17 protein-coding genes are annotated in these 19,228 nt (G+C 70.8%); 8 read left to right on the forward strand and 9 right to left on the reverse strand.

The window, feature by feature from the left end; translation table 11 throughout:
- Nucleotides 1-2: 2 nt before the first annotated feature.
- Entirely contained in the window at nt 3-1,040 is a 1,038-nt protein-coding gene (locus AC31A1_RS25375) for an ABC transporter ATP-binding protein (protein ID WP_489655534.1), read from the reverse strand.
- A gap of 113 nt (nt 1,041-1,153) precedes the next feature.
- On the opposite strand from AC31A1_RS25375, the gene AC31A1_RS25380 reads away from it, so the two are divergent.
- Together AC31A1_RS25380 and AC31A1_RS25385 are read left to right on the forward strand one after the other, a co-directional pair.
- A complete protein-coding gene (locus AC31A1_RS25380) occupies nt 1,154-1,897 on the forward strand; it encodes a FadR/GntR family transcriptional regulator (RefSeq protein ID WP_489655535.1) in 744 nt (247 codons plus the stop codon).
- Between the two features lie 39 nt (nt 1,898-1,936).
- Nucleotides 1,937-2,698 (forward strand): cache domain-containing protein, encoded by a 762-nt coding sequence (locus tag AC31A1_RS25385; protein WP_489655536.1) that lies wholly within the window; start codon nt 1,937-1,939, stop codon nt 2,696-2,698.
- Between the two features lie 94 nt (nt 2,699-2,792).
- Here the strand turns inward: AC31A1_RS25385 and AC31A1_RS25390 are convergent, their stop codons facing one another.
- Nucleotides 2,793-3,458 carry an MmyB family transcriptional regulator gene (locus tag AC31A1_RS25390; RefSeq protein WP_489655537.1) on the reverse strand — a complete coding sequence of 222 codons (666 nt, stop codon included), beginning with the start codon at nt 3,456-3,458 and terminating at the stop codon, nt 2,793-2,795.
- A gap of 225 nt (nt 3,459-3,683) precedes the next feature.
- On the opposite strand from AC31A1_RS25390, the gene AC31A1_RS25395 reads away from it, so the two are divergent.
- Both AC31A1_RS25395 and AC31A1_RS25400 read left to right on the forward strand, forming a co-directional pair.
- Nucleotides 3,684-4,340, forward strand: coding sequence for a helix-turn-helix domain-containing protein (locus AC31A1_RS25395; RefSeq protein ID WP_489655538.1), 657 nt, complete (start codon nt 3,684-3,686; stop codon nt 4,338-4,340).
- A 32-nt stretch (nt 4,341-4,372) separates the two neighbouring features.
- Nucleotides 4,373-4,912 carry a toxin-antitoxin system, toxin component gene (locus AC31A1_RS25400; protein ID WP_489655548.1) on the forward strand — a complete coding sequence of 180 codons (540 nt, stop codon included), beginning with the start codon at nt 4,373-4,375 and terminating at the stop codon, nt 4,910-4,912.
- Nucleotides 4,913-4,957: 45 nt separating this feature from the next.
- Here the strand turns inward: AC31A1_RS25400 and AC31A1_RS25405 are convergent, their stop codons facing one another.
- Nucleotides 4,958-5,983 carry an alpha/beta fold hydrolase gene (locus tag AC31A1_RS25405; protein WP_328676365.1) on the reverse strand — a complete coding sequence of 342 codons (1,026 nt, stop codon included), beginning with the start codon at nt 5,981-5,983 and terminating at the stop codon, nt 4,958-4,960.
- 218 nt (nt 5,984-6,201) lie between these two features.
- On the opposite strand from AC31A1_RS25405, the gene AC31A1_RS25410 reads away from it, so the two are divergent.
- Nucleotides 6,202-6,429 carry a hypothetical protein gene (locus tag AC31A1_RS25410; RefSeq protein ID WP_393757764.1) on the forward strand — a complete coding sequence of 76 codons (228 nt, stop codon included), beginning with the start codon at nt 6,202-6,204 and terminating at the stop codon, nt 6,427-6,429.
- A 34-nt stretch (nt 6,430-6,463) separates the two neighbouring features.
- Here the strand turns inward: AC31A1_RS25410 and AC31A1_RS25415 are convergent, their stop codons facing one another.
- Complete coding sequence (locus AC31A1_RS25415; RefSeq protein WP_489655539.1) at nt 6,464-7,162, reverse strand: 4'-phosphopantetheinyl transferase family protein; 699 nt, start codon at nt 7,160-7,162, stop codon at nt 6,464-6,466.
- A complete protein-coding gene (locus tag AC31A1_RS25420) occupies nt 7,110-8,018 on the reverse strand; it encodes a metallophosphoesterase family protein (RefSeq protein WP_489655540.1) in 909 nt (302 codons plus the stop codon). The genes AC31A1_RS25415 and AC31A1_RS25420 overlap by 53 nt, the downstream gene beginning before the upstream one ends.
- Nucleotides 8,019-8,352: 334 nt before the next feature.
- Between AC31A1_RS25420 and AC31A1_RS25425 the strand changes: the two genes are divergently transcribed.
- Nucleotides 8,353-9,504, forward strand: coding sequence for an ATP-grasp domain-containing protein (locus tag AC31A1_RS25425; protein ID WP_489655541.1), 1,152 nt, complete (start codon nt 8,353-8,355; stop codon nt 9,502-9,504).
- Nucleotides 9,505-9,642: 138 nt separating this feature from the next.
- On the forward strand, nt 9,643-11,328 hold the full coding sequence (locus AC31A1_RS25430; RefSeq protein ID WP_489655542.1) for a carbohydrate binding domain-containing protein: 1,686 nt from the start codon (nt 9,643-9,645) through the stop codon (nt 11,326-11,328).
- Nucleotides 11,329-11,404: 76 nt separating this feature from the next.
- Here the strand turns inward: AC31A1_RS25430 and AC31A1_RS25435 are convergent, their stop codons facing one another.
- The 4 genes from AC31A1_RS25435 to AC31A1_RS25450 all read right to left on the reverse strand — a co-directional run bounded on the left by AC31A1_RS25435 (nt 11,405) and on the right by AC31A1_RS25450 (nt 18,021).
- Nucleotides 11,405-12,655 carry an alpha-L-fucosidase gene (locus tag AC31A1_RS25435; protein WP_489655543.1) on the reverse strand — a complete coding sequence of 417 codons (1,251 nt, stop codon included), beginning with the start codon at nt 12,653-12,655 and terminating at the stop codon, nt 11,405-11,407.
- Nucleotides 12,656-12,746: 91 nt separating this feature from the next.
- Nucleotides 12,747-15,806 carry an alpha-mannosidase gene (locus AC31A1_RS25440; protein ID WP_489655544.1) on the reverse strand — a complete coding sequence of 1,020 codons (3,060 nt, stop codon included), beginning with the start codon at nt 15,804-15,806 and terminating at the stop codon, nt 12,747-12,749.
- Between the two features lie 116 nt (nt 15,807-15,922).
- A complete protein-coding gene (locus AC31A1_RS25445) occupies nt 15,923-17,260 on the reverse strand; it encodes a 6-phospho-beta-glucosidase (RefSeq protein ID WP_489655545.1) in 1,338 nt (445 codons plus the stop codon).
- Nucleotides 17,257-18,021 carry a DeoR/GlpR family DNA-binding transcription regulator gene (locus AC31A1_RS25450; RefSeq protein ID WP_489655546.1) on the reverse strand — a complete coding sequence of 255 codons (765 nt, stop codon included), beginning with the start codon at nt 18,019-18,021 and terminating at the stop codon, nt 17,257-17,259. The genes AC31A1_RS25445 and AC31A1_RS25450 overlap by 4 nt, the downstream gene beginning before the upstream one ends.
- Before the next feature lie 151 nt (nt 18,022-18,172).
- On the opposite strand from AC31A1_RS25450, the gene AC31A1_RS25455 reads away from it, so the two are divergent.
- The gene (locus AC31A1_RS25455; RefSeq protein WP_489655547.1) at nt 18,173-19,225 is read left to right on the forward strand and encodes a carbohydrate kinase family protein; all 1,053 of its coding nucleotides are present in this window, start codon (nt 18,173-18,175) and stop codon (nt 19,223-19,225) included.
- Nucleotides 19,226-19,228: the final 3 nt, after the last annotated feature.

A 19,228-nucleotide genomic window follows, 5' to 3' on the forward strand; every position in this document is an offset into this window, starting at 1 on the left:
GGTCAGCGGGGGTCCGGAACGTGCACCGTGTGGCGCCGGTGCCATTGCAGTCGCACCCGGCTGCCGCGGTAGGCGGCGACGTCCGCGGCGGAGGTCTCCAGGTTCTGCTGGAGTGCGGTGAGCCGGCCGCCGGCGTCGAGGTCGACGAGGAAGCGGGTCGAGTCCCCGAGGTAGACGACCTCGGCGACGGTGCCGGCGGCGCTCTCGTGGTCCGGGTCGTCGGGCTCGGCGGAGTCCTTGAGGACGCGGATCTTCTCGGGCCGGATGCTGTAGGTGCCCGGGGTGCCGACGACGCGTTGGGCGGACTCGCCCTCCAGCAGGTTGGAGGTGCCGACGAAGGACGCGACGAAGGGGGTCGCGGGGCGTTCGTAGACCTCGGCGGGGGTTCCGACCTGCTGGATGCGGCCCTGGTCGAAGACGGCGATGCGGTCGCTCATCGTCAGCGCCTCCTCCTGGTCGTGGGTGACGAAGACGAAGGTGATGCCCACCTCCCGCTGGAGCGCCTTGAGTTCGACCTGCATCTGCTCGCGCAGTTTGAGGTCGAGCGCGCCGAGCGGTTCGTCGAGGAGCAGCACCCTGGGGCGGCCGACGAGGGCGCGGGCGAGGGCGACGCGTTGCCGCTGGCCGCCGGAGAGCTGGGCGGGGCGGCGGTTGCCGTAGCCCTGAAGTCGCACTTCCGCCAAGGCCTTTCGGGCGCGGACGAGGCGTTCGGACTTGGGGACCTTGCGGACCTTGAGGCCGTAGGCGACGTTCTCCTCGACCGTCATGTGCGGGAAGAGGGCGTAGTCCTGGAAGACGGTGTGGACGTCCCGCTCGAAGGGGGCGAGGCCGGTGACGTCCTGGCCGGCGAGTTCGACGGTGCCCCCGGTGGGGCTCTCGAACCCGGCGATCATGCGGAGCACGGTCGTCTTGCCCGAGCCGGACGGGCCGAGCATCGAGAAGAACTCACCGTCCCTGATCTCCAGGTCGACCCCGGCCACCGCGGTCGTCTCCCCGAACGTTTTCCGCAGATCCCGCAGCCGGATCGCAATCCCCTCCATGGGCGGGAACCTTTCTGGTGCTCTGTAACGTTGCACGGAAACATATGAAGTCATAGTTCAAATCTCAAGACCCTCTTAGGGTAAAGCTTGAGTCAACGTGCAAGGTGGTGGCCGTGAACCAGCAGCAGCATATGAACGGCGGCGCCCGGAAAGCCGTCTTCGCCCCGGTCGACAACCGGGCGCGGGTCGACGCCGTCGTCAGCCGGCTCGGGGACGCCATCGAACTCGGACTGCTCTCCGACGGCGAGCAGCTCCCGGGCGAGAGCGAGCTCGCCGGGCAGCTCGGCGTGTCCACGGTGACCCTGAGGGAGGCGCTGATGGCACTGCGCCAGCAGGGCCTGGTCACCACCCGCCGGGGGCGCGGCGGCGGCAGCTTCGTGTCGCTGCCCGAAGTCCCGGGCGAGGAGCGGCTGAAGGTGCGGCTGCGCGGCTGGAGCACCGAGGAGCTCCGCGACCTCGGTGACCACTGGGCTGCCCTGTCCGGCACCGCGGCCCGGCTCGCCGCACAGCGCACCGAACCCGAGGACCTGGTCCAACTCCGGCGTACGGCCGAGGAGTTGACGCACGCCGAGGACGCGGCGGCGCGCGGCCGGGTGTACGGCCGCTTCCACGTCGAGCTGGCCGCCGCAGCGCAGTCCGCCCGGCTCACCCGCGAACAGGTCGCGTTGCAGACCGAGGTGGGCGCACTGCTGTGTCTCGTGCTCGGGAACGACGAATATCGTGAAGAAGCCGCAGCACGTCACCGCTCCGTAATCTCGGCCGTGCAAGATGGGGCCCACGATTCGGCCAGGGAGCTGGCCGAGCGGTGCGTGCAGGAATCCACGGCGCGGCTCATCGCCGAGCGGCTGGCCCTGTAGCCGTCACCGCGTCCGCTCCCCGTCTGCTGGAGGGCACGCATGAGCCTCGCGACGGCAACACCGGCCACGGCACCCGAGCAGTCCGTCGCGGCCGGGGTCCGCTCGGCCCTGGAGTCCGTGTTCGACGCCGTGGCCGCCACCCGCGCCGACACGACGGCGCTGCTGGCCAAGGTGGCCGCACAGGGCCGCCGCCCGGCGACCGTCGACCTCGCCGCACTGCGCCCGGGCCTCCATCTCCGGCTGGCCCGGCACGAGTTGGTGTCCGGGGTCGGCTTCGTCGCGGCGCCGGGCCTGCTGAGCGGCGTACCCGCATGGCTGGAGTGGTGGCAGTCCACCTCCGACGGTGGCATCCGGCCGCTGCTGCTCGACCTCGACCCCGAGCACTCGGCGTACGCCGACTACACGCACTGGGACTGGTTCGCGCTGCCCCGCGACACCGGGGAGCGGGCGGTCGCCGGGCCCTACGTCGACTACCTCTGCTCGGACGAGTACAGCCTCACCCTGTCCGCGCCGGTCCTGATGGAGGGACGGTTCGCCGGGGTGGCGGCGGCGGACGTGTACCTACGGCACTTCGAGGCGGCCGTGATGCCGATGCTGCACCGGCTGCCTGGACCGGCCCGGCTGGTGAACGCCCGTGGCAGAGTGGCGGCTTCGACCGATCCCCGGCACCTGGTCGGTTCGCTCAGCAAGGGACCGGACTTCGCGGAGGCCCTCGCGACGGGGCGGGCCGGGTTCGCGCAGGGGGCGCGGCTGGTGCCGTGCGACGGGGTGCCGTTGGTGTTGGTGGTCGCGGAGCGGTGACCGAACTCTTCCGCGCGGGTGCCGAGTCGGGGTCGGCCGCGCCGAACTCACCCGCCCGGCTGCCGGGTTGAGGCGAGCCGCACGGCTCCCCCGCTCACTCGGCCGCGGAGACCACCCTCAGGTGTCCGGCGCCGCGGCCCGCCCTGCGGACCCTGGGCGGTGGAACGCGGCGGGCCTCGCGCAGGACCAGCGTCAGACGCGTATAGCCCATGTTCGCCAATGTCTTGGGGGTCTCGCCGACGACACGGCAGTCGGTGGCGCCCCAGCGCGGGTCGGGGTGCAGCAGCGGGCGGACCGCGCCGTCGTGCTCGACGGCCGCCTGCTCGCCGACCGCGCGGATCCAGTGCGGCAGGCCCTGCCGGTAGGCGGCCTCCATGATCGGGTCCTGGGCGATGTCACGGCGGATCGCCTGCAGCCCGTGATCGTGCCCGTGGCTCTCCACGGCCGCGGCGAAGTGGGCCAGCATCGGCAGGCACCAACTCGACTCGTGCTCACCGAGAACGGTGCTCGCGTCGGGGTGGAAGAGCACGAAGCGGAGGAAGTTGTCGCCCGGCATCGCCGTCGGATGCGGGCCGACCGCGCGGAAAAGTGACTTGAACGCGCCGTTGGTCAACACCACGTCCCAGCGGTGGTCCATGACGACGGAGGGGAAAGTGACGGCCTCCAACAGCGTGGCGTAGTCCAGCAGATACGCCTGGGCCTCGGGACTCTCGGGGACGGGCCGCGGCGCGGACCGCTGCCCACCTGCCTGATATGCCATCGGGAGGTCACCCCTCTTGCCTATGCGGCCTTCTCGCGGCGCCTTGATCCTGGTGCCCCGACGCGAGCCGTGTCAACTATCGTGGCATTTCATGCTTGTTGACGGCTGAAATTGGCCACAGTTGTGGCGAGACCTGGATGCGAGTTCGAACCAACCGCTACTCTCCGGGATGTTCACAGCCGCCGTTTGTGAGAAGCCTGTGAGAGACGTATAGGAGATCTGTCGGTGTCGGATGGCTTCGAGGTACCGGGCACGACGCCGACCGCTCTGCTGCCCGCCGCCGTCGACCGCGTCACCGCGCTCGCCGAACGGCTCGGTGTGCCCCAGGCCGAGGTCATCCACATCGGCCGGCTGTCCGTCGCCTGCGGCGTCCCGGAGTCCGTGGTCAGAGCCCTGCTGAGCGGCCGTCCCGCGGGCGAGCCCGATGTGCAGGCCCGGTTCCTGCAACGCCTCGACCTGCTGCGCCGTACCAGACTCAAGCCCAACGGGCGCAAGTACACCCAGCAGGAGATCGCCGACGGCGCGGGCATGTCCCGTCAGCAGGCGGGCGCGCTCATCAACGGCGACCGGCGTCCCACCATGGAGCACTGCGACGCCCTCCAGCGCTTCTTCCGCGTGCACGCCGGATTCCTCACGGCCGAGGACCCCGAAGCCCTCGCGGGTGCCCTCCAGCGCACCGAGCAGGAGCTGTTGCAGAAGCTCGCGGACCGCGAGCGGGCGGCCGCCGAGGCCGCGGACGACCCGCTGGAGCGGCTGCTCCAGGACCACGGAGTGCGCGGAATCGCCTGGCGGGCCGCGCAGTTGCCCACCGACCAGCACCGCGACAAGGTCGCCGAGTGGCTGGACATGCTCCTGGAGAGCGTGAAGCGGCCCAAGTCGTGATCCGGGGGAGAACTGTGGGCATCGGACGGCAGATGCGCCGCCTGTGCGGTGAGTTGGTCGCGGAGCTGAGCCTCGGCGCACCCGCACGCCCCCACGACCTGTACGCCGCGCTGTGCGACGCGATGAGCCGCCGCCGCGGCCGTCCGGTCCAGTTCCGTACGGCCGCCTTCCCGGCCTGCACCGCGAGCGGGCTGTGGCTCGACATGGCCGACCAGGACCTCGTCGTGATCGAGGAACGCACCGCTCCCGACCACCAGTTGGTGATCCTGGGCCACGAGCTGTGGCACATGAAGGCCGGGCACTGCGGCCCGCATCTGGAGGGCACCGCGGTGGCCGCCCGGCTCCTCGGCGACACCGTCGACGAGGACGCGCTGCGTGCGACCGTCCTCAAGGTGGCCGCCCGTAGCCGGTTCGAGCGCGCCGACGAGTGGGAGGCCGAGAGCTTCGGTCTGCTGCTCGCCAGCAAGTGCCGTACGTGGCTGGCCGGTTCGTCCCACAGGGGACCCGCGCGGCACGACCATCTGGCGGGGCGGATCGAGGCGGCGCTGGGGTATCCGGGGCCGCGGAGCTAGTAATTGACGGCCCGTCAGACAAGTTTGTCTCCAGGCGGGCGCGTCTCACGTGGCGCTGCGTTCGCTCGCCTCCCGAAGGTCCCGTTCCGTCGCGCCACTCTGGGCCGTGACGCCGGGGCGGCCCTCGCACAGGAGGTCGCGCCAGTGCTCGCGGCTCCAGTGGGCGGGGGTGGTGGTGCCAGTGAACTCCTCGACCAGGGTGAGGAACCGTGCCGGGTCGGTGTGGAACGGGAAGTGCCCCGCGCCCTCGAAGATCTCCAGCCGGCTGCCGGGCATGGCCTCGTGGGCGCCGTACGCGTGGCGGACCGGCACCACGCTGTCCCGGTCGCCCCACAGCAGCATGGTCGGCATGCCCTCGGTCAGATAGCAGCGGTCGAGCATGGTCACCACCTGGCCGCGCCAGTCGACGACCGCGCGCAGGGTGCGGATGAAGGCGTTGCGGGCGGTCTCGTCGGGCAACGCGTCGACGAGGGTGAGGAGTTCGGGGGCGTCCCGGCCGAGGTCGGTGTCGAGGAGCCGCAACAGCCCGACGGTGAGGCCGACTTGGAGGCGCATGCCGGGCAACCTGAGTGCGGACAGGGCGAGATGGGAACCCGGGAGCGAGACGAGCCGTAGCACCGGATTGACCTCGCGGCCCACGCCGCCCGCGCTGACGAGGACGAGGCGTTCGGTGCGCTCGGGGAACTGGTAGGCGAACTGCATCGCCACTCCCCCGCCCAGCGAGTGTCCGAGCAGGGTCGCGGACTCGATGCCGAGCGTGGTGAGCAGATCGCGGACGCCGTTGGCGTAGGCGGCGACCGAGTAGTCGGCCCGGGGTTTGTCGGAGGCGCCGTGGCCGAGGAGGTCGGGCGCGATCACGGTGTGGGTGCGGGCGAGGTCGGGGATCAGGTCGGTCCAGGTGGCGGAGGAGTCGCCGATGCCGTGGATGAGGACCAGCGCCGGGCCCTGACCGGCCATGCGGAAGGCGCGGCGGTATCCGTGCACGACGCGGTACTGCAGCTCAAGTTCTCCGGCACCCACCGAGCGCAGTCGTGCGGCGCGCGCCGGGCGCCGTGCCGGGACGTCCTCCACGCACTCGCCTCCCGTTCACCTGGCCGCCCGCAGACGGCCGAAAGCCCTTCCCTCCAGCGTAGGGCCGCTGTCCCACGGGGGATTTCCGTGACGTTTCGCCTCCGCTAAGCGGGCGAACCGGCGCCCGTCACAACGGCATTGTCAGTGGCACCCGGCAAGCTGGGGTCGTGCCACCGCCGTGCGGGGGCGCATGACGCCGACCAGGGGAGAGCCGTCCTATGCAGACCGCAGTGATGACCGACCGCGAGCGCGCCGCCGTTCAGGCCTACCTACGGCTGCTGCACACGGTCCGAGCAGCCTTCGACGGCCCGCCGGGCGCCCCTCGGCCGGTCCTGGTCCCGCCCTCGGTACTGGCCGAGGCGGACCAGGCGTTGACGGACGCCGGGCTCGCCGGGAACGAGGAGGCGTTCTTCCGGCTGTTGCAGAGCTGGGGTCCGGAGGGGTGAGCGGGGTGCCAACGGCCAGGAGATCAGGCGCGGTTCACGGATGGGGGACTGTGACCGGATGCGGGACCGTGACCGCCGTGGCGACCAGTCCGCGGCCGACGGTCCAGCGGCCCTCGAAGACATCGAGCCGTTCACCGTCGACCACCGGGCCGGGCACGAGGAGGCGGGCGCGGAGGCCGCCGCGGGTGTCCTCGCCGGGGTCCGTGAAGACCTCGATGTCGGCCTCGGAGAAGTCCAGCCACTTGCCGGTGAGGGGGAACCACGCCTTGTAGACGGATTCCTTGGCGCTGAACAGGAGCCGGTCCCAGTGGACGCCGGGCCGCTCCGCCGTCAGGCGTGCGAGGCGTTCCTGTTCGGCGGGGAGGGCGACGGAGGAGAGGATGCCGTCCGGGAGCGGGGCGTGGGGTTCGGCGTCGATGCCGAGCGAGGCGAGGTCGCCGGCGCGGGCCAGCGCGGCGGCGCGGTAGCCGTCGCAGTGGGTCATGCTGCCGATGACTCCGGCGGGCCAGCCCGGCGCGCCGTGGGCGCCGGGCAGGATCGGCTGCGGGGGCACGCCGAGCTTCTCCATGGCGCGTCGCGCACAGGCCCGTACGGCGGCGAACTCGCGGCGCCTCTTGGGCACCGCGCGGGCCACGCGGGCCTCTTCCTCGGGGTACAGCGGGGCGTCCTGGAGCCCCTCGTCACCGTGTGTCTCCACGGTCACCACGGAGTCCGGAAGCAGTTCCTCGATCACCGGTTCCGACCTCCATCGGCAGGATGCGGCGCAGTCGGCCCGGGGGTTCCGGGCGCTTCTGCCACTCGCGGGGGTATCCCACGGACACCTCTTCGAAGCGGACCCCCTCGTGGTGGGTGGTCCGCGGGATGTGGAGATGGCCGTAGATCATGGTGTCCACGCGGAATCTGCGGTGCCAGTCGGCGGTCAGGGTGGTGCCGCACCACATGGCGAACTCGGGGTACCAGAGGACGTCGGTGGGGTGCCGGTCCAGGGGGTAGTGGTTGATCAGGACCGTGGGCAGGGTGTCGGGGATCTCGGTGAGCCGGCGTTCGGTCCCGGCGACCCGGGCCCGGCACCAGGCCTCGCGGCTGGGGTAGGGGTCGGGGTGCAGCAGGAACTCGTCGTTGCAGACGATGCCGGTGCCGTGCGCGTACGTCAGTCCCTCGTCCTTGGTCGCGCAGCCGGCCGGGAGGAACGAGTAGTCGTAGAGCAGGAAGAGGGGTGCCACGACGACCGGGCCGCCGGGGCCCTCCCAGACGGGATAGGGGTCCTCGGGCGTGACGACGCCCAACTCCCGGCACAGGGCGACGAGATGGTCGTAGCGGGCGACGCCGCGCAGGGTGACGGGGTCCTTGGGGTGGGTCCACAGTTCGTGGTTTCCGGGGGCCCAGAGGACCTTGCGGAAGCGGCCGGCGAGGAGTTCGAGGACCCAGCGGATGTCGGCCACGGTCTCGGCGATGTCACCGGCCACGATCAGCCAGTCGTCGTCCGTGACGGACCGCATGTTCTCGACCAGGGCGCGGTTCTCGGCGTACCCGATGTGCAGGTCGCTGATGGCCAGCAGCTGTCCGGCACCGCCGGCCGTCGACTCCACCCTCGCCCCCTCCGCGCACCCGATGGGCCCACGAGATCACATCCCGCCGTTCCGCGACAAGACGGCCGAACGCGCGGGGCATGTCCGCGGAGCGGGCCGCGGGAAACGCGGAGGCCCGGGCGGCGGCGCGACAGGAGTTCATGTCCCGGGTGGGCACCATCGGGAAATCCGTAACACGGGCGTTGCACGCGGCGCCCTTCGCAAGCCGTATGATCGCCCCAACACCACCGCTACGAACGCCCCTTCGCCGAGGGCGGTTTGGTGTACCTCCAACCACCTTGGCCGGGCACGGCCTCGCTCCGCCGTGCCCGCGAAACCGAAAGGACGGCCCTGCATGGTCTCTCGCGTACGCGTCTGGCTCAACCGCACGTACGCGGAGAACGTGTTCTTCATGGATCAGCTGCGGAGAAATCCCAGCGACCGGGCCGTCGAGATCCATGCCACGCACGGCGACGCGGACTCCCCCGTACTGGCCGCCGCCGACACCGCCGACCTGGAGCCCGAGGGCCTGTCCCCGGCCGCGTACGTCGAGTTCGCGCTCGACCAGTGCGCCCGTCGCGGCATCGACGTGTTCGTGCCCCGGCTGCACCAGTCGGAGATCGTGGCGCACCGCGCGGACTTCGAGGCGGTGGGCACGGCGCTGCTGGCGCCGACCCCCGAGGCCGTCGCCGTCTTCCACGACAAGGTGATCGCGTACGAGGCCGTCCAGGCGATCGGCGTCCCCGTACCGCCGTGGTGGCGGGTACGCACGGCGCCCGAACTCGTCGCCGCCGTCGAGGAGTTGGAGGCCGCCGGGCACAAGGCGTGCTTCAAGCCGGCGTCCGGCGCGGGCGGGGTGGGCTTCCGTGTGATCACGCGCGCCCCCTTCTCACTCATGCACCTCAACGGCTTCCCGAGCCCCTACGTCCCGCTCGACATGGTCGTCGAGGCGCTGGAGCAGGCCGACGAGCAGGTCGACTGGCTGGTCATGCCGCGCCTGGAGGAGCCGGAGGTGTCGGTGGACTGCCTGACCGGTCCCGACAACCTGGTCCGGCTCGCCGTGGGCCGCACGAAGAACGGCCGCCGGCGCGGTTTCACCCTCCAGGAGCAGTGGCTGGAGCCGGCCCGCCGGATCGCGGAGGGCTTCGGGCTGCACTATCTGTCCAACATCCAGTTCCGCATGTTCGGCGACCGGCCCGTGCTGATGGACGTCAACACCCGCCCGGCGGGCGGACTGCACCAGCTGTCGCTGTGCGGGGTCAACGCCCCTTGGGCGGCAGTGCAGTTGGCGCTCGGCGAGGACCCGGGCACGATGGAGCCGCCGTTCCTGGGCGCCGACTACGCGGTGGTGTCCGGCCCGCGCCAGCTGCGTCCGGTGTCGCTCCCGCACCAGCGCGCTGAGGAGTCGGAGCCCCTGCTCCCGGCAGCGCCCGCACCGGCGCAGGACGAGATGGAAACGGCGACGGAGACCTCCGGGACGAGCAGCCGGGCCGCTGCTCGCGCCTGACTCCCCGTCCTGCCCTACACCTTCATACCGGTCTGGACCAATCATGGCGTCGCATCTTGACACCGCGATTGGTCCATACCAACTTGGTTGCGCACCCTCTTGCACTCCCGAACACCCCCATTACTCCAGGGAGATCGCGTGCGCGACACACTCAGACGCTCCAGACATCGGCTCCTCGCCCTGCTCGGTACCGCCGCCCTGGCCATGGCCGGGGCGATAGCGCTGCCCGGTACGGCGGAGGCTGCCAACGTCCTGACCAACCCCGGCTTCGAGTCGGGCAGTCTCTCCCCCTGGTCCTGCACCGGAAACCTCGGCTCGGTCGTCTCCTCGCCCGTGCACGGCGGCTCCAAGGCCCTTGCGGGCGCGGTGAGTTCGAGCGACACCGCACAGTGCTCCCAGACGGTATCCGTGCAGCCGAACACGGTGTACTCGCTCAGCGGCTGGGTGCGCGGCAGTTACGTCTACCTCGGTGTCAACGGCGGTTCGTCCACCTGGACTTCGTCCCCGTCGGCGTACAGCCAGCTGACGACGTCCTTCACCACCGGCGCCTCGCAGACCAGCGCCACCATCTACGTCCACGGCTGGTACGCGCAGGGCACCTACTACGCGGACGACATCAGCCTCGACGGTCCGGGCGGTGGCGGCGGTGGCGACACCCAGGCCCCGACCGCGCCGACCGGCCTGACGTCCACGGGCAAGACCTCCTCCAGCGTCTCGCTGTCGTGGGGCGCCTCGACGGACAACGTGGGCGTCACGGCGTACGACATCTACAGCGGTGCGAACCAGGTCCTCAGCGTCTCCGGTACGAGCGGCACGGTCACCGGGCTCTCGGCCAGCACCGCCTACACGTTCACCGTGAAGGCGCGCGACGCGGCCGGCAACAGCTCGGCGGCCTCGGGCGCGGTGAGCGTCACGACGAGTGCCGGCACCGGCGGCGGCACCGGGTTCACCCAGGCCGCGCCGTATCTCTACGAGGGCTGGGGCGATCCGCCGAGCCCGAGTACGGTGATGAGCGCGACCGGCATCAAGTGGTTCACGATGGCGTTCGTACTGGACTCCGGTGGCTGCAACCCCGCCTGGGACGGCAGCCGGGCCCTGACCGGTGGCGTCGACCAGACCGCCATCAACCAGATCCGCGCGGCGGGCGGTGACATCGTGCCGTCCTTCGGTGGCTGGCAGGGCAGCAAGCTCGGCGCCAACTGCTCCTCCGCGAGCGCACTCGCCGGGGCCCTGCAGAAGGTGATCAGCGCCTACGGCCTCAAGGCCATCGACATGGACATCGAGAACACGGACGAGTTCGAGAACGAGGCCGTCCAGGCGAAGATCCTGACCGCGCTGAAGACCGTCAAGGCCAACAACCCGGGCCTGCGCACGATCGTCACCTTCGGCACCTCGACGACCGGCCCGACGTACTACGGCAACCGGCTCATCGAGCAGGCGCAGTCGCTCAACGCCGGCATCGACGTCTTCACCATCATGCCGTTCGACTTCGGCGGCGGCTCCGACATGTACGGCAACACGGTCGCCGCGGCCGAGGGCCTGAAGACCAAGCTGAAGTCCACGTTCGGCTGGGACGACGCGACGGCCTACTCGCACATCGGCATCTCGGGCATGAACGGTCTGTCGGACCAGTCGGAGACCACGACTCCGGCCATCTGGACGCAGATCCGTGACTGGTCGAACGCGCACCACATCGCCCGGCTCGCCTTCTGGTCGGTCAACCGTGACCGCGGGTGCGCCGGTGGCGGAGTGGTGAGCAACTGCTCCGGCATCAGCCAGAACACCTGGCAGTTCACCTCGATCACGGCCGGTTTCACCGGCTGACGACCCCCACCCCTGGCGGCCGGTCCCCCGTGTGGGCCGGCCGCCTCGGTGTGTCCCCGCAAGTCGGCTCCGTCGGTCAGAAACGGCCCGAGCCCCGGTACAGCTCCAACTCCCCGTCCAGTTCCACGGCGAGGACCGTGGCGAGCGGGTCGAGGTCGGCCAGGGGTGGCGGGTCGATCCACAACTGCCCTACGGCCTCGTGCAGTCCGCCGACGACCCGGTGGGCGAGTTCGGTGCCGGTGCCGAGCACGGTGACGCGGCGGACCGGGGTGACCAGCCCCCGGACTCCGATCTCGGCGCGCGGGATGTCGTACAGGGTGAGATAGAGGGTGCGCCGGTCGGCGGAGAGGGTGCTCGGCCCGTAGTGGTGCCCGGCCGGGAGCCCGCGGACCGTGCCGTACACGGCGTCGGCGTGCTTGCGGATCCACTCCCCCAGGCCTTCGAGGCGTTCGACCTGCGGCTGCGGGATGGTGCCGTCCTCCATCGGGCCCACGTCGAGGAGGAGGTTGCCGCCCCCGCCGATGGTCTCCGTGAAGTAACGCACCAGCTGGCTCAGCGACTTGTGGTTGTCGTCGTGGTGCTGGTACCCCCACGAGTCGTTGATGGTGAGGCACAACTCCCAGGGCCCGTCCGGGGGTTCGACGGGTGCGCCCTGCTCCGGTGTCGCGTAGTCGCCCTCGCTGAGCATGCGGGCGTTGAAGACGACGTCCGGCGAGTACGAGCGGATGAGCGCGGCGAGTTCCTTTATGCGCCACTGCTCCTCGCTGCGGTCCCACTCGCCGTCGAACCACATCAGGTCGGGCCGGTAGCGGGAGGCCAACTCCCGTATCTGGCCGTCCCGGTAGGCGATGAACCGCTCCCAGGCTTCGAGGTCCTCGTCCTCGGCCGCGACCTCGGAGTAGCGGTTGTCCTCCTGCTCCGGCGGGCGGCCCGGCTTGCGGGTGGTGGCGTAGTCGGGGTGGTTCCAGTCGGAGTGCGAGTAGTAGAGGCCGACCTTGAGGCCCTGCTCGCGGAGCGCGTCGGCGTAACCGGTGATGTAGTCCTTGCCGAGGTTGAGTTCGCCGAACTCCGTGTCCCACAGGGCGACACCGTCGTGATGTCGGCTCGTCAGGACGGCGTACCTGGCGCCGGCCCGGGCGAACAGGTCGGCCCAGGCGTGCGGGTCGTACTTCGCGCCGGTGAAGCGGTCGAGCTGGGAGATGTACCGGTCGTGCGGCACGATGTCGTCGTAGAACGACCAGGACTCCTGGACGCCGTCGACGGCGTAGATCCCCCAGTGGACGAAGATCCCCAACTTGGCGTCGGTGAACCACGGTTGCATGGGCACGGCTGAACTCCCTTACGTACAGGGCGAGTTTGAGGGAAAGAGAGGGGCGGGCCCGGCGGCACCGATGCCGGGCCCGCCCCTCTCCCGGGTTCTACTGGCCCGCGTCCGCCCGCTGCAGACGGAGCGTCAGGATCTGGAAGGGCCGCAGGGACACGGCCACCGAGTCGCCGTCGACGGAGACCTCGTCCGCCAGCGGGCGCTCCAGCAGGTCGGTGATCCGGGCGCCGGCGAGGGGGAAGCCCGTGCGCAGTGCGCCCTGGGCGCGGCCGCCGTTCGACTCGTAGAGGCGGACCACGACGTCGCCGGACTCGTCGTCGGCGAGCTTGACCGCCTCGACGGTGATGCCGTCGCCGTCGACGGAGACGACCGGCTCCGGGGCGCCGACCGAATCGGCCACCCGCAGCGGGAGGTTGAGGGCGTAGCCCTCGGCGACCGCGTCCTCGATGCTCGCGCCGGGCAGCAGCGAGTAGGTGAGGCGGTGCCTGCCCTGGTCGGCGCCCGGGTCCGGGATGCGCGGGGCGCGCACCAGGCTCAGGCGGACCGTGGTCGTCGTGCCGCCGTCCTCGCGGACCGTGCGGGAGACGTCGTGGCCGTACGTCGAGTCGTTGATGACGGCGACGCCGTAGCCGGGCTCGGCGAGGTGCACCCAGCGGTGGCCGGAGACCTCGAAACGGGCCGCCTCCCAGCTGGTGTTGGTGTGCGTGGGCCGCTGGATGTGGCCGAACTGGATCTCGGCGGAGGAGTGGGCGGCCCGGATGTCCACGGGGAAGCCGGCCTTGAGGAACTTCTCGGCCTCGTGCCAGTCGATGTCGGTCTCGAAGTCGATGCGGGGGCTGCCCGCGCGGACGGTGATCGTCTGCACGATCTTCGAGCCCTTGCCGAAGGACCGTTCCACACGGATCGAGCCGAGCAGCGGGTCCTGCTCGACGACGGTGATCGAGTCGGCATCCAGGAGGTCGGTGAAGCGGTTCTTGTAGTGCTTGTCGACGTCCCAGGCGTCCCAGTAGTTGGGCAGGTCGGTGTGCAGGCGCAGCAAGTTGCCCTGGTCGGCGAGGACTTCGCGGCCGCCGTGGCGCAGGTCGCGCACGGAGGCGAGGGTGCCGTCGTCGGCGAGTTCGACACGGACGATGCCGTTGTCGAGGACGCGGTCGGTGACGGTCACCGCCTGCGGGACGTACTCGGCGGCCAGCGGGGCGCTGCCGTTCGCGGGGACCGTCGCGTACATCGGGACGCCGGTCGCCGTGCGGATGACCTCGGCGCGGTCGAAGGGGCTGGTGTTGAAGACGCGGGTCCCGCCGCCGCCCAGCGCGGCCACGGCCGTCGCCGTCAGCTCCTCCAACTCCGTTGCCACACGGGCGTATTCGGCCTCGGCCTCGCGGTGCACCCAGGCGATCGAGGAGCCCGGCAGGATGTCGTGGAACTGGTGCAGCAGCACCGTCTTCCACAGCTTGTCGAGCTTCTCGTACGGGTACGCGTAGCCCGGCGCGTGCAGGGTGGCCGTGGTGGCCCACAACTCCGCCTCGCGGAGCTTGTGTTCACTGCGCCGGTTGCCCTGCTTGGTGCGGGCCTGGGAGGTGTAGGTGGCGCGGTGGAGTTCGAGGTAGAGCTCGCCGACCCAGACCGGGGCGTCGGGGTACTCGGCGCGGGCCTTGGCGAAGAACTCGTCGGGGTGCTCGACGACGACCTTCGGCGAACCTTCCAAGTCCGCGAGCCTGCGCGCCCGTTCCATGATCTCGCGGGTCGGGCCGCCGCCGCCGTCGCCCCAGCCGAAGGGGGCCAGGGAGCGGGTGGCGTTGCCCTTCTCCTGGTAGTTGCGGACCGCGCGGGACATCTCCTCGCCGCTGAAGCGGGCGTTGTAGGTGTCGACCGGCGGGAAGTGGGTGAAGATGCGGGTGCCGTCGATGCCCTCCCACCAGAAGGTGTGGTGGGGGAACTTGTTGGTCTGGTTCCAGGAGATCTTCTGGGTGAGGAACCACTCGTTGCCGGCGAGCTTGGCGAGCTGTGGGTAGGCCGCGTTGTAGCCGAAGGAGTCGGGCAGCCAGACGCCCTTGGTCTCGACGCCGAAGTGCTCGATGAAGAACCGCTTGCCGTGGACGAGTTGGCGGGCGATGGCCTCGCCGCCGGGCAGGTTGCCGTCGGACTCGACCCACATGCCGCCGACCGGGGCCCACTGGCCGCGCTTGACGGACTCCTGGATACGCGCCCACACCTGCGGGTAGTTGTCGCGCACCCACTCGTACTGCTGGGCCTGCGAGCAGGCGAAGATGAAGTCCTCGTACTCGTCGGCCAGCGAGGTCACGTTCGAGAAGGTGCGGGACGTCTTGCGCTTGGTCTCGCGGATCGGCCACAGCCACGCCGAGTCGATGTGCGCGTGCCCGACACCGGAGACGATGTGCGCGCTGGCGTTGGCGGGCTTGGACAGCACGGGCTTGAGCGCGGCCCGTACGTCGGCGGCCGTACCGGCGACGTCGTCGAGGTCGAGGAGGTCCAGGGCCCGGTCCAGGGCGTGCATGATCTCGTGGCGGCGGGGGTCGTGCTCGCCCAGTTCCAGCATCAGCTCGCGCAGTACCTGGACGTCCAGGTCGAGGTGGAAGACCTCCTCGTCGAGGACGGCGAGGTCGGCGCGGCGGAATGTATACAGTGGACGGTCGCCCGCGGTCAGTACATCACCGAGCGGTGTCGGCTCCGAGAAGTTGTTGGCGAGGATGTCGGGGTTGGAGGCCGCCTCGACCAGGTAGTCGATCACCTCGCCGCCCGTCGCCGGGTTGGCGATGGCCACGTACTGGTTGAGCGGGTTGACGGCCTTCAGCGGCGTCCCGTCCGTGAGGTGCACCAGCGCCTCGGCCTGGTTGCCCGGCCAGTCCCCCACGAACCCGAGGTCGATGACGGCCTCGACGCGCTTCCCCGCCCACTCCGCGGGCACCTGCCCGTGCATCCGGAACCAGGTCGTGCCCCAGGGCGGGCCCCACGGGGTGTCCATCGCGAACGGCGCGTACGGCGCCGCCGCGGCCTCCTCGAAGGGGACCGGCTCACCGGGGGCCTGCCAGGCCTCGACCGTGAAGGGCGCGGTGGCCGCGTAGATCGCGGGCTTGATGCGCTGGTTGTGGGCGCGCTCGACGCGCTCCTCGATCCGGCGGCGTTCGTCGTGCATGGGAAGTCTCCAGGGAACCAGGGAGCTGCTGAGAACTTTGGGGAGCTGTCGAGAACTCGCTGCCGAGAACTCGGGGCGCTGTCCCGAACTGGGGAAAGCGCTTACTGAACGGATGCCTACTTAAGGTACGCCAGGCCCGGGTGGACCTCGGTGTAGCCCTCGACAAGCCGACGGGCGACGTTCACCGAGTCGACCAGCGGGTGCAGCGCGAAGGCCTTCACCGCCGTCGTGCGGGAGCCGTTCTCGGCCGCCGCCAGGACCTCGCGCTCGACACCCTTGACCGCGCAGACCAGGCCGGTGGCGTGGTCGGGCAGCGGGTCGACGGCGACGGGGTGGGCGCCGTTGGCGTCGACCAGGCACGGCACCTCGATGACGGCGTCCGCGTCGAGGACCGACAGCGCGCCCTGGTTGCGCACGTTGAGGATCAGGGTGGTGCGTTCGTCGCGGGCGATGGCCCGCATCAGGGCGAGGGCGACCTTCTCGTACCCGCCGGAGAGGTCGTCGGCGTCGCGTTCGCCGGCGCCGGCCGTCTCCCGGTTCTCCGCCATGTAGGTCGCCTCGCGCTCGGCGCGGGTGCGGTCCCAGGCGGTCAGCGCGGACGCGTCGGGGCGCTTCATCTCGTCGTAGAACTGCGCCTGCTGGTCGCGGAGGAAGGCGCCGCGGGTCTTCTCGACCTCGGTGTAGGCGCGGACGGTCTCGCGGTTGAAGTAGTAGTAGTGCAGGTACTCGTTCGGGATCGCGCCGAGCGACTGGAGCCAGTCGGCGCCGAAGAGCTTGCCCTCCTCGAAGGAGCCGAGGAGGTCCGGGTCGGCGAGCAGGCGCGGGAGTTCGTCGCGGCCGGCGACGCGCAGGCCGCGCACCCAGCCGAGGTGGTTGAGGCCGACGTAGTCGATGAAGGCCTCGCGCGGGTTGGCGCCGAGGACCGTGGCGATACGGCGGCCGAGGCCGACCGGTGAGTCGCAGATGCCGATGACGCGGTCGCCGAGGTGGCGGGACATGGCCTCGGTGACCAGGCCCGCCGGGTTGGTGAAGTTGATGACCCAGGCGTCGGGGGCGAGGCGGGCCACGCGCCGGGCGATGTCGACGGCGACCGGGACGGTTCGTAGACCATAGGCAATACCGCCGGCGCCGACCGTCTCCTGGCCGAGGACGCCTTCCGCCAGTGCCACACGCTCGTCGTTCGCGCGCCCTTCGAGGCCGCCGACGCGGATCGCGGAGAAGATGAAGTCGGCGCCGCGCAGGGCCTCGTCGAGGTCCGTGGTGGCGGTGACGGCTGGGGCGTCGGCCACGGTGGCGGCCTGTTCGGCCAGTACACGGGCGACCGCATACAGTCGACTGTCGTCGAGGTCGTGCAGCACGACCTCGGTGACCCGGCCCTCGCCACGGTCCGTCAGGAGTGCCCCGTACACGAGCGGCACCCGGAACCCGCCGCCGCCCAGAATCGTCAGCTTCACGCTTTCACCTTTCCTGCCACGACGACCTCGACGCCCGCTTCCTCCAGGGAGGAACGGGTCACCGGGTCGACCGGGGCGTTCGTCACCACCGCGTCCAGGTCCTCGGGACCGCACACCTTCGCCATTCCCGTACCCGGGAACTTCTGCGCGTCCGCGAGCAGCACGACCTTGTCGGCGGCCTTGATCATGGCCCGTTTCACCGGCACCTCGACGACCGTCGTGTCCATCACATGGCCGCCGGGCCGCACTCCGCTGGTGCCGAGGAAGAGCCAGTCGGCGTGCAGCTGGCGCAGGTTGTCCTCGGTGAGGAAGCCCACCAGGGAGCGGTACTCGCGCCGGACCATGCCGCCGAGCAGCACCAGTTCGATGCCCTCGTCGTCGGCCAGCTCCTCGTAGACCACGAGGTTGCTGGTGATCACGGTGAGCCGGCGGCCGTGCAGCTGGCGGGCCAGCCGGTAGGCGGTGGTGCCGATGTCGAGGAGGACCGACTGGCCGTCCGCGACCATCGCGGCGGCGCGCGCGGCTATCGCGTCCTTCTCGGCCACCCGTACCTCGGCGACCTCGGCGAAGGGCTGGTCGCCCTCGTCGGCCACGGCACCGCCGTGGACACGCGTGAGCAGTCCGTCCTCCTCCAGTTTGAGCAGATCACGCCTGATGGTGGCGGGGCTCACACCCAGCTGCTCGGAGAGATCGGTCACGGCCGCGGGGCCACCGGAGCGCAGGGCCCGCAGGATGAGTTGATGTCGTCGTTCTGCCAGCACGCCGCGAACACTACTCGTCATCTTCAATCATTTCTATGCTCAGTTCTGCTTGGGTATTGACCAATCTCGTCGAGCAGCGCACGATTCCGGTCACCGAAATGAAGAGTTTTGACGAACTCTCCAGACGACGTGCCGACGAGAGGATGCGCGCGTGGACGACCCCCGGCCCGATGTGCTGCTGACCGGGCTGCTCTTCTACGACCTCGTCCTCACGGGTCTGGGGCAGCCGCCGACGCCGGGCGAGGAGATCTGGACGACCGGCATGGGCTGCGGCCCCGGCGGCATCGCGAACCTCGCGGTCGCCGCGTCCCGCTTCGGCCTGCGGACCTCCCTGGCCACGGTCTTCGGCGACGACTTCTACGGCGCGTACTGCCGTGAGGTCCTCGCCGGCCAGGAGGGCGTCGACCTCTCCCTGTCCCGCACCGCGAACGGCTGGCACACCCCCGTCACCGTCTCGCTCGCCCTCCCCCACCCTCGGCTTCGCTCGGGCGGGGGGACCCCCATCGCCGACCGGGCCCTGGTCACCCACGGCCAGGAACCGCCGTACTCGCAGGACGTGCTGATGGGCGACCCGCCCGAGGCACGGACGGCGCTGGTGCATCTGGAGGCCGAGCCGCGCGCGTGGCTCGGCAAGGCCTCCGCGAACGGCACGCAGATCTACGCCGACGTCGGCTGGGACCCCACCGAGCAGTGGTCCCGTGACCTGCTCGACCAGCTCGCCCTGTGCCACGCCTTCCTCCCCAACGAGACCGAGGCGATGGCGTACACCCGCACCGACAGCGCGGTAGCGGCGCTCGGCACCCTCACCGAACTGGTGCCGGTCGCGGTGATCACGCGGGGCGGCGACGGGGCGGTCGCCGTCGACCAGACGACCGGCGAGTACGCGGAGGTCCCGGCCCTGGCCGTCGATGTCCTGGACGCGACGGGCGCCGGTGACGTGTTCGGCGCGAGCTTCGTCGCGGCCTCGCTCGGCGGCTGGCCACTGGAGGAACGGCTGCGGTTCGCGGTACTCGCGGCCGGGCTGTCCGTCCAGCATCCCAGCGGCGCACTGGCGGCGCCCGGCTGGTACGGCGTCGACCGTTGGCTGCATACAGTCCGCGATCCCGAACTGCGGACTGCATACGGCTTCCTCGTCGACAGGATCCCGGCCGACCCCGGCCCGCCAGTCGCCTACGCGCCCGTCACTCCCCCCGCACGGCAGTAACCC

This window comes from Streptomyces sp. P5F9 (assembly GCF_057961495.1).